Source organism: Caballeronia sp. (assembly GCF_049581465.1).
Taxonomy (GTDB): Bacteria; Pseudomonadota; Gammaproteobacteria; order Burkholderiales; family Burkholderiaceae; genus Caballeronia.
This window is the reverse complement of record NZ_JBAUSA010000971.1, coordinates 1-2,884: the sequence shown is the minus strand read 5'-3', so window position 1 is coordinate 2,884 and position 2,884 is coordinate 1. Positions and strand designations below refer to the sequence as shown.

The 2,884-nt window shown below is 60.3% G+C and carries 3 protein-coding genes; all 3 read left to right on the top strand.

Annotation, left to right across the window (positions count from 1 at the left end):
- A partial coding sequence (locus WCA53_RS23865; RefSeq protein ID WP_423916276.1) for a TadE/TadG family type IV pilus assembly protein occupies positions 1-674 on the top strand: 674 nt, incomplete at its 5' end.
- Entirely contained in the window at positions 671-1,360 is a 690-nt protein-coding gene (locus tag WCA53_RS23860; RefSeq protein ID WP_423916274.1) for a TadE/TadG family type IV pilus assembly protein, read from the top strand. The genes WCA53_RS23865 and WCA53_RS23860, both read left to right, overlap by 4 nt.
- 11 nt (positions 1,361-1,371) lie before the next feature.
- Positions 1,372-2,884, top strand: a 1,513-nt coding sequence (locus tag WCA53_RS23855; protein WP_423916272.1) for a Tad domain-containing protein, incomplete at its 3' end; no start/stop codon positions are given.

Genomic DNA, 2,884 nt, shown 5'->3' with positions numbered 1-2,884 from the left:
GGCATCGCCGCAAGCCGGCTCCTGATTACCGCAAACCAGAGAGAGTCCCCATGCATCTGCGGCACTCGTTCCTCGCTCGTGGCAAGCGGCTGGTTAGCGCGATCGGGCGCTGCTCGCGCGACGACCGCGGCGTCAGCGCGATCGAGATCGCGATCGCGTTACCCGTGGTCATTTTCATCACGCTCAGTTGCGTGGAGATTGCCCTGGACTTGTGGGTAGACGCGACGGTGGAAACGGCGGCGCAGCGCGCCTCGCGGCTCGGTATTACCACTGTGCAGCCAACAGGTGAGACGCTGGAGCAAGCGGTGCGCGATAGCATCAATGACACGCTTTCACCCTGGGCCGCCCGCTCGCCGGTCATAACGGTCACGCTGAAGTCGTACCCGTCGTATTCAGCCGTGGGCCAGGGCGAGCCTTATACCGACGTGAACAATGTAGGCCATTACGTGCTCGGCGATCCCTATGTCGACGTCAACAAAAACGGCGTCTACGACAGCGACCTGGGCGTGGAAGGAACGGGCAGCTACGGTGACATCGTGAGCTACAACATCGTCGTCACCATGAAGGACTTCACGGGTATCCCCACCTTGGTCGGCATTCCGAACCTGACCTTTCAGCGTACCTTCATCGTGCAGAACGAGACTTACCTCGAGCAGACCGGGACCTCGCAATGACTTGTATCCACATCCCCACGCGCCGTCTCGCTCACGCACTTCGACGCGCTGCGAGCCGTGCAAGACACGGATTGCGCCGTGACGACGGCGTCGCCGGCATCGAGCTCGCGGTGATCCTGCCCGTCGTCCTGCTCTGTTTACTCGGCTTCACCGAAGCCTATCTCTATATTCGCGCAGCGGCTGCGGTCGAGCGTACGGCATTCACGCTGGCTGACACGCTCGGCCAGAAGTCGAGCGTCATCGACATCGACACGACCGCCAGTGCCAACAACATAGGCGCTTACTGGAACGCAGGCGATCTCATCGCCGAGCCGCTCGACATGGACCATGTCGGCGAAATCATCATCACATCAGTCTGCGACACGAATTCGAATAATTGCGCGACCCCGGGCGCCGTCGGGACGCCTGGCGTTGCCGGCACACCGAAAATACTATGGCAGCGCCAGTCGCCTGCCGATGGCACGCAAAACCCGAACCTCAAGTCGGAACTGGGGGCCGGAATAACGCCTTCGGGCTGGCCGTTCCACAGCGGCGACTCCATGCTCGCCGTGGAAGTGTTCTACACCTTCAACCCCTTCACGATGACCTCCAATTTCTGGCCCGGTGCGCCTGGCACGCAGGTGATCTATGAAGTGGCGTACACGCGTCCGCGGTGGGACAAGCCTGTCGTAATAACTGCATCATGAGGATCGCGGCCATGCTTCTCCATCCGCTACGCGCTCGGGGACGCGCCAGACATGCCCGGCGCTCGCAGCGCGGCGCCGTCACGCCGTTCTTCGCTATTTTCCTGGTCACCATCCTAATGGGTATGCTCGGCAGCATTGACCTCTTGCGCGTCCATCTCGTTCAGGCACGCTTGCAAAACGCGCTCGATGCCGCCGCGATCTCCTCGGGCGCGAACCTCATTAACTACCCGACCTTGCAGGGCACCGACCTGACCAATTGGCAAACCGATGCGTACAACTACCTTCTTGTTAATTTTCCGAAGAATTATCTAAGAAGCGCGATTATCCCATCGAGCTTCACCACCACGGTCGCAGGTTCGCTCGGTACCGGACAGACGATCACGCTCAACGTGCAGGCCACCGTACCCATGCTGTCGGCAGGATTCCTGCCCTATCTCTCCGACACCGTCAGTGCCACCAACCAGGTGCTGCGGCAGAACATGTCCAACCTCGAAATCGTGATGGCGCTGGATAACACAGGCTCCATGGGTAGCGGTACCGGATCGAAGATGGCGGGTTTGAAAACAGCGGCCACCGAACTGGTGACGCTGATGTTCGGCACCGGCAATACCTCGCAAACAGGTGGCAACCTCTGGATCGGTCTCGTGCCGTTCGCCAGCACGGTCAACATGGGCGGAATTGCAACCGTACAAAACTGGTTCAGCCCGAACCTGACGACCGCATGGCCGCAGTTCAACATGACGGGCATCAACACGACCTCAACTGGCTGGGGCGGATGCATGGTTGAGCCGCGCGCCGGCAACGTGCCGGGCGGTGCGCTCGGGATCGGCGTCGGCAATCCTGCCTCGCAACTGTTCCAGAAGTACTACTACAACGTACCGCCAACGGGTTTGACGGTGTACTCGGGTTGCAGTACGAGCAACTACCCTGGCTGCTATAAGACATCGAAGACGAACGTAATCATCAATAACGTGCCGATGGTACTTGGCTCCGGCTCTCCTAATCCAAACGGCCAGCCCGGCAACCCATTTGCCGCGGACGCTTATTCGGGGCTCACTGAGTATTGGGCACAAGCGGCAAGTGAAACCCAGATACTCGCCGGCACCGCTCCCAAGGGCACGAGCACGACGACCTACAACCAGAACGAAGGTTGCATTACGCACCCGGCGCTCTTCATGACCTCGAATCCGAGTACGCTCAATACATCGATCAACAACATGGCCGCCGCAGGCTCGACGATCATTCCACAAGGCCTCCTGTGGGGCTGGCGCATGCTTTCGTCCACCTGGGCCGGGCCCCAAGGCTGGGGCGGGCCGACGGTCACGGGCGGGCAGTACCTGCCGCTCGATCCCACGAAGAATGCAGGCTTGCAACGGATCCTCATTATCCTGACCGACGGCCAGAACCAGGTGAGTGGCACAAACACCTTCATCAACTCGATTTACTACAACGGCTTGAGCGGTGTCGGCGATGCGACCTTGCCCGTGAACAGCGCAACGCTTGTGATGCCGAACGGCCGTATCG